The 6,934-nt window shown below is 62.7% G+C and carries 7 protein-coding genes and 1 tRNA gene; 7 read left to right on the forward strand and 1 reads right to left on the reverse strand.

Going from position 1 to position 6,934, the window contains the following annotated elements; genetic code table 11:
• Nucleotides 1-298: 298 nt before the first annotated feature.
• Nucleotides 299-372, reverse strand: a tRNA-Cys gene (locus IRZ12_RS14120).
• 331 nt (nucleotides 373-703) lie between these two features.
• On the opposite strand from IRZ12_RS14120, the gene IRZ12_RS14125 reads away from it, so the two are divergent.
• The 7 genes from IRZ12_RS14125 to IRZ12_RS14155 all read left to right on the forward strand — a co-directional run bounded on the left by IRZ12_RS14125 (nucleotide 704) and on the right by IRZ12_RS14155 (nucleotide 6,857).
• Nucleotides 704-1,465 carry a GntR family transcriptional regulator gene (locus IRZ12_RS14125; RefSeq protein ID WP_296469568.1) on the forward strand — a complete coding sequence of 254 codons (762 nt, stop codon included), beginning with the start codon at nucleotides 704-706 and terminating at the stop codon, nucleotides 1,463-1,465.
• Nucleotides 1,396-2,436, forward strand: a complete 1,041-nt coding sequence (locus IRZ12_RS14130; protein ID WP_296469571.1) for an aconitase family protein — start codon at nucleotides 1,396-1,398, stop codon at nucleotides 2,434-2,436. The genes IRZ12_RS14125 and IRZ12_RS14130 overlap by 70 nt, the downstream gene beginning before the upstream one ends.
• Before the next feature lie 9 nt (nucleotides 2,437-2,445).
• A complete protein-coding gene (locus IRZ12_RS14135; protein WP_296469573.1) occupies nucleotides 2,446-3,051 on the forward strand; it encodes a hypothetical protein in 606 nt (201 codons plus the stop codon).
• The gene (locus IRZ12_RS14140) at nucleotides 3,041-3,871 is read left to right on the forward strand and encodes a 3-keto-5-aminohexanoate cleavage protein (protein WP_296469575.1); all 831 of its coding nucleotides are present in this window, start codon (nucleotides 3,041-3,043) and stop codon (nucleotides 3,869-3,871) included. The genes IRZ12_RS14135 and IRZ12_RS14140 overlap by 11 nt, the downstream gene beginning before the upstream one ends.
• A gap of 39 nt (nucleotides 3,872-3,910) precedes the next feature.
• Nucleotides 3,911-4,888 carry a tripartite tricarboxylate transporter substrate binding protein gene (locus IRZ12_RS14145; protein WP_296469578.1) on the forward strand — a complete coding sequence of 326 codons (978 nt, stop codon included), beginning with the start codon at nucleotides 3,911-3,913 and terminating at the stop codon, nucleotides 4,886-4,888.
• Between the two features lie 898 nt (nucleotides 4,889-5,786).
• Nucleotides 5,787-6,518 carry a hypothetical protein gene (locus IRZ12_RS14150; protein ID WP_140720811.1) on the forward strand — a complete coding sequence of 244 codons (732 nt, stop codon included), beginning with the start codon at nucleotides 5,787-5,789 and terminating at the stop codon, nucleotides 6,516-6,518.
• 120 nt (nucleotides 6,519-6,638) lie between these two features.
• Nucleotides 6,639-6,857, forward strand: a complete 219-nt coding sequence (locus tag IRZ12_RS14155) for an AlpA family transcriptional regulator (protein ID WP_296469584.1) — start codon at nucleotides 6,639-6,641, stop codon at nucleotides 6,855-6,857.
• Nucleotides 6,858-6,934: the final 77 nt, after the last annotated feature.

The following is a 6,934-nucleotide window of genomic DNA, read 5'->3' on the forward strand; positions in this document are numbered from 1 at the left end:
ACGGCCCGGCGGAACGAAAACGTTTTCCTATGTATATTCTATTTCTTCATTAGGACAGGCATGTTTTCTACAAAAAAGCACATAAGCCTATCCCCGATCGAATGCAGGCACTGTGGAGCAACTCCTTTGCAGGCCAGGCGCGGTGCCTCACGTTGCAAGGCACCCGATCATGACAAGACCGGGCAAACGACGCTGCCAAGCTGCATACCCCGTCGGCTGCGGCGTTACCGACCCGCGGGACGAACTGTCGCGCCTTTAGGGAGCGCCACGGGCGGCATGGATGAGGGGAAAGGAATTCTGGAGGCGCGTGGCGGAGTCGAACCGCCCTCAACGGATTTGCAATCCGGTGCATAACCGCTTTGCTAACGCGCCGTTGCCTAAGGGCAAGGGGCATGAGAACTCACGCCCGAATACGTCTAGGAAAACGGCCTAAGCTCGCTCCCCTAAAGAGCCAACGATTGTACACGAGCATCGACTTTTTTGCGAATCGCTTCCCGGTGCCTCGCCGCCTATGCGGCCCCGCCCTCATCCCGCGACCTCGCTGCCGAACTGCAAGCGCAGCCATGCTGCCACCGAGGGGAACCATGGATTTCCCCTAGGGTGCCCTAGATGGGACGTCACTATAATTGCCTGACAATTAATCTAAGAACTTGGCGGTTTTCGCCAACATATCCCCACATTCTCCCATTTTTGTCAGACAAAAATGGACGCTACCGCCGCCAATCCGGTTGAAGACACCCCTGTGCGATCGAGCCTGGTCCACCGCCTGCGCACGGCGATCACGGAGGGCGCATACAAGCCGGGCGATCGATTAGTCGAACGCGAGCTTTGCGAGCGCTTCGACGTCAGCCGTCCGTCCGTGCGCGAGGCGCTTCGCCAGCTCGAGGCCGAAGGCCTGATCGACATCGTTCCCAATCGCGGCCCTTCGGTGCGCATCATGACCGAGGCAGAAGTGCACGAACTCTGGGACATACGCCTGGCCATCGAGTGCCTCGCGGTCAAACGATTTGCGCTTTACGGCACGGAACAAGACATCCAGGTCCTGGAAACAGTGGTGCAGGAATTCGAAGCGGCGCTGCAGTCCCGCATCCCGGCGCGTATCAAGACGGCCAAGAACGCCTTCTTCGAAGCCCTCGCCCGGGGCTCCTACAACGCCAGCATCGGTACCTATCTGCGCCAGCTCAACGCACGCCTGAGTTTTCTCTGGTCCTCGTCGCTGACCATGCCCAACAGGCCGGAAGAAAGCGCGATCGAACTGAGGGCCTTGCTGCGCGCGATCAAGAATCGCTCCCCCGATGCAGCGCAGGCGGCCATCATTCTGCACAACGAGCATGGCAAGGCCGTCGCGCTGCACGGCCTGCGCTTATTCGAGGAAAGCCGCGCGACCACGAGGTGGTGTACGGCTCGCCCGCTGCTGCGGCCCGCGGCGCGCGCATCCGGGAGATCGCCCGCTGCTGGCGCATAGGCCGTTTCTACGACGTGGGGCAAGGGGGGCACGGACATCTGTTCCCGCTGGAACAAGGCTGGATCAAGCCGGGCATGTTCCTGTTCGCCTACGACATGCACTGCACGAACTTCGGGGCGATCGGCGCGGCAGCATACGGCGTCGGTCCCGAGATCACCTCGGTATTGGCGACGGGAACGTTGTGGACGCAAGTGCCCGACACCATCTGTGTGCGCCTGCATGGAAAGCTCGCGCCCGGCGTGCACGCGCGAGACGTCGGTTTCGTGCTTGCCCACGGATTCTCGTCCGACCGCTGGGGCGTGTCGGCCGACTATCGCGTGGTCGAATTCGCAGGCCCTGGCCTGGCCGGACTCTCCATCGCGGATCGCGTCGCACTATGCAACTCGATCACCGAGATCGGCGTCGCCAACGTGGCATTCCCTCCCCCGGCAGGCTCGAAGGAAGGGGTGCACAGCGACCCGGGCGCAGACTATCTCCACGTCATCGATCTCGACCTTTCCGAGATCACCGCGCAAGTGGCACTGCCGGGTGGCCCCGACCGCGCTGCCCCGCTCGAGAGCGTTGCCGGCCAGCGGATCGACCATGCATTCCTGGGCTCGTGCGGATCGGGCATGTACGAAGACTTCGCGGCCGCCGCCACCGTGCTCAAGGGCAGGCGCGTGGCCGCAGGCGTTCGCCTTTTCGTCGTTCCAGGCTCGACTGCCACGGCAATGCGCATGGCACAGGATGGCCTGCAGCAGGTTTTCCTGGACGCCGGCGCCATCCTCCTTCCCCCGGGTTGCGGCCCTTGTGCCGGCGGCGCCATGGCCCCATTGGGGCCGGGCGAAGTGTCGATCTCGACCGCGGCCACCAATCACTCCGGCCGCTTCGGACCATCGGACGGATTGGCCTATCTTGCCAGCCCGCTCACCGTCGCCGCCTCCGCCATAGAAGGCGCAATTGCCCCGGCAGTCCAAGCGGTCAAGGCATAAGGAGACATCGTGAGCGACCTACTGATCAAGACCGGCACGTGCCACGTATTCGGCAACAAGGTGCCCCTGGACGAAGGATTCATCCCTTTCAGCTTCGCCATCGGCCGGGAAACCCGGCCCGAGGTGCTCATACCGCATCTTTTCAAGAGCCTGGACCCGGAATTCCCGGACCGCGTCGCTCCCGGCGACATCGTCATCGGCGGAACGCAATTCGCGTGCGGCAAGACCCACGTGCAAGGATTTATCGCGATGGTCGCGCTGGACTTAGGCATCGTCTGCGGCTCCATGCCGTTCAAGGCGATGCGCCGCGCCATCGCGCAGGGATTGCCGGTCCTGACGGGCTTGGAACAACCAGGCTCGTTCGCAAAAACGGGAGACTCGATCGAGGTGAATTTCGCGACCGGCCGTGTCACTAACCTGACCACGGGCGAGGTTCGCCATTGCCCTCCCATGCCGCCCATTCTTCAACCCATCATCCGGCAAGGCGGCACGCAAGGCTACCTCAGGCACTGGCTTGCCACCCATCCTGAAATGGCGGAGCCGCTCTCCCCGGACTGCATGCCTGTTTTTTCTCGCCTAGTGGAAATCGGCGTGGAGGCCAAACATGCCAAGTGATTTAGCGCCGGTCATGATCACGGTAGCGCCCAACGGATCCCGGATACGCAGCACCGACCATCCCAAAGTGCCGGTCTCCCCGCAGGCAATCGCCGCAACGATCGAAGCATGCGTGCTCGCCGGCGCATCGATTGCCCACATCCATGCGCGGGCCGCCGACGAATCTCCGACGCACGAAGTGTCCGTGTTCCGCGAAATCGTCGACGAAACCAGACGGCGGTGCGACGCCGTACTCCAGCTTTCCCTCGGGACGCGGGGGTTCACCCCGGAGCAGGCCGTTGCGCCGCTCGCACTATTTCCGGAGATGGTGTCGCTGCCGCTGCGGCTCAACGGTCCGGATCCGGGCGAAGCCAAACGCATGGTCCATGCCATGGCGGCCAAGGTCCACGCCAGCGCGGCCATTCCCGAAATGAGCATCTACGACGAGGCCATGCTCGACACTGCACTCGAGCTCATCGAGGCTGGCCTCGTCCGACCGCCGTATTGCTTCGGCCTCGTCCTGGGCACGCCGGATTCCTTCGAACAAGGCGCCCGCAAACTCATGGACCTGGCGGCAGCCCTGCCCGAGGGAGCGCTCTGGTGGTGCGCCAAAGGCGGCAGGTATCAGCTGGAGTTGCGCGCACTGGCCATCTCCCTGGGGGGACATGTGCGAGTGGGGTTCGAAGACTCCATTCTCGCCTTCGATGGGAATGGACTGGCGGTAGACAACGCCGACATCGTGAGGCGGATCGCCGATTTGTGCAAAGCCATGGGCCGCACCATCGCCACCCCGGCCCAAGCGCGCGCCATGCTCGGCGCCCCGGAGACATCCGGCCGGTAGCCATCTTCCACATTTCACACTTTCACAGGAGACAGCACAATGAGCCGTTCGACGCATTTCGCCCTCGGTATCGTCGCCGCGCTGGTCGGCACCATGGGCGCCCCGGCGTCCGCGAGCGACAGCTACCCCAACCGCCCGATCAAGATCGTCGTCCCCTTCGCCCCGGGCGGCTCCACGGACTTCGCGGCCCGGCTCATCGGCGAGAAGCTGACGCAGCGCCTAGGGCAAAGCGTCGTCATCGAAAACCGTCCGGGCGCGGGCGGCAGCATAGGAGCGAGCTATGCTGCGCGCTCCGAGCCCGACGGCTACACCTTGTTCGCGGGCCACGTCGGCACGTTGTCGATCAATCCGTCTCTCTACAAGAAACTGCCCTACGAACCGGAAAAAGACTTTATTCCCATATCGGCCGTCGTCACCGCGCCTCTCGTGCTGGTGACCAACCCCAAGTCCAACATCCAGACAGTCTCGCAGCTGATCGAAAAAGCCAAGCAGTCGAAGAACGGCCTGACCTACTCCACTGCCGGAGCAGGTTCAGCGGCCCACTTGGCGAGCGAACTGTTCGTCGACATGACGGGCATACCAGCCACGCACGTTCCCTACAAAGGCGCGTCGCTGGCCACCAATGCCGTCGTTGCCGGCGAAGTGGACTTTACCTTCGGCGGCCAGGCTCCCAGCCAGCCCTTGATTGCCGCGGGGCGCTTACGCTCCCTGGGGATCACCGCCATGGAACGGTCGCCCTCCGCTCCGTCCGAGCCGGTGATCGCCGAGACCGTCAAGGGCTATGAGGTCCAGAACTGGCATGGCATCGTCGTGCCTGCCGGTACGCCGGCAGCGATCGTGGATCGTCTCAATAAGGAAATCACGGATATCTTGAAGACGCCTGAGGTACGGGCCGACCTCGCCAAGCACGGCTACGAAGCCATCCCGATGAGCAGCGAAGCATTTGGCCGCCTCATCGCGTCCGAACGCAAGAAGTGGAAAACGGTCATCGAACGAGCGGGATTGTCCTTGGAGTAAGAGCGAGCGTGCCCCCCGGTTGCCGGACTGCCCAGCCTGCACGGGGCTGGGCGCCAGCTTGGCATGCGGGAGCCTGATCGATTTCAAGCGTTCGACGCACACGCACGCCAAAAAAAAAGGAGTGCCCTTGAACAGGGACTCCCTTTTCTTTTTTGCCCACGGGGTGGAACCCCATGGAACCAGAACCTGGAGCGGGAAACGGGTATCACATCGAACACCCAACCCGTTGATGAACAACGAAGTTTCCCGTCTCGCTTATCTGAGACGGCCTCAATTATGGCCTCAAACGGGCACCCCGTCAACGCTCCGCGTCCATCAACATCCATGGTGATCTGACGACGCCTACCGTGCGCTACGCCCTCTCGTCCCTCGCATGCGCTCGGTTGCTTGTTCAACGTGCAGCTCTTCGGGCGCATTTCGGCAGCGAACACCTGATGCGATTTCAGCCTCTCAGCATGCTGATCGCGCATCCCAAGCGTGCCACTCGCCACAGAAATTCCTGGCGGGAAGGCTCCATCGGCAGACAAGGCCGGTCATAAGGCTCCAGCGCCAACACCTGATGCCAAATGGGCCTTGCCAAGCTCGCTGGAGCGTTTGACGCTCATCCCGAATGTGACTTCGGCGTGACTGCTTCCGCTCGCACTGCTCCGTGTGCCGCTAACAAACAGTAGCGACTTTGTACACCGTATAGCAGCGCTGAGCTACTGGCCACAGGCCAGCTTCCCGCGCCATGACATGACGCCCCGCTCCCGCGAGCCTCGCGTCTGTCCGAACGATTTCCTCCACTCGGGGCGGCCGCGTCCGCGAGCGGATTCCCACTGGTCAATGTGTCGATGCACCAGTCCTACCTGGGCGCCGAGGAGCTCTCGATGAAGTAGCGTCGCAAGGAGTCGAAGGCATGCGAGAGAATTCATTGTCGGACGTGTACTACCGTCCCATCGATGCGGCAATACGATGGGCTGGCCTGCTGCGGTTCCGGGACGAGATCCTGGCCGCCGTCCAACATCGACACTTGCCTGCGCATCTGGACTGCCCGCGCTGCGACGAGTTGCGGCTCTACACCGATCGCATCTACGACGGCATCTACCACGGGGAACTTCCCTATGGTCAGAACGGCATCACGACGAACGACAAGACCCTGTGGGACTCACCCGCGCTGACCGTCCGACACATCGACCTGAAGCAGTGGATGCTCCACTACTATCCAGGGCAGCGACCGCCTTTTCTGTTCAGCCGCATCGAGCGCATCGCCCATCCCGTGATCACCATGGAGTCCGGGCACGCGCTGCTGGTGGAGCGCGAAGCGCTGAAGTCGCAGCTTGAGCAGTGCCGCCGACAACTGCATGCCTTGCAAGAGCGGCAGAAGCTGCAAGGTCCGGCGCCTCCCGCCTGCAACCTGTGCCCGTTGAGCGATCGCGCCGAAGCCACCTACCTGCACATCATCGGCGCCATGCTGACGCTGATGCTCGGTCGATCACCGTCGGGCACGCCTTACTCCAGCTTCAACAGCCAGGAGGCTATCGCCAGCGCCTTGGTCGCGCATCACGGCCACCTCATGGGCATCACCGAGCGCACGCTGCAAGGCAAGTTCGCCCAGGCCAAGCGCAAGCTGCAATCGGCCGTCTCCTGAGATTCGCAAGCCCGTATCTGCGGTCGTGGAAACCGCATTTGCGGTGTACGCGGCCGAAAGGCGCTATTCCACTACGAGTCACCCCTAACAAGCGCTCGCGAGCGCCAAGGAGTGACTGTCATGCCGGACGAAACGCCGCTTCTTCCTACCGTGGTTGAGCACCGCATCCTACGGCTCGATGAAGTCGAAGCCAAGAGTGGCTTCAAGCGCGCCCACATCTACAACCTGATGAAGGCGGGCAAGTTCCCCAGGGCCATTCGCCTGGGGATTCGTGCGATCGGCTGGGATTCGCTCGAAATCGAGCAGTGGATCGCCGAGCGCCGCAAGCAGCGCGTCTGACCCCTCTGACCGTTCCATCCCGACGCGACGAGGAATCAGACCATGCTGGTCATCTCCATCATCTCGACCAAGGGCGG

It is taken from the genome of Pigmentiphaga sp., assembly GCF_019689535.1.
Taxonomy (GTDB): domain Bacteria; phylum Pseudomonadota; class Gammaproteobacteria; order Burkholderiales; family Burkholderiaceae_B; genus Pigmentiphaga.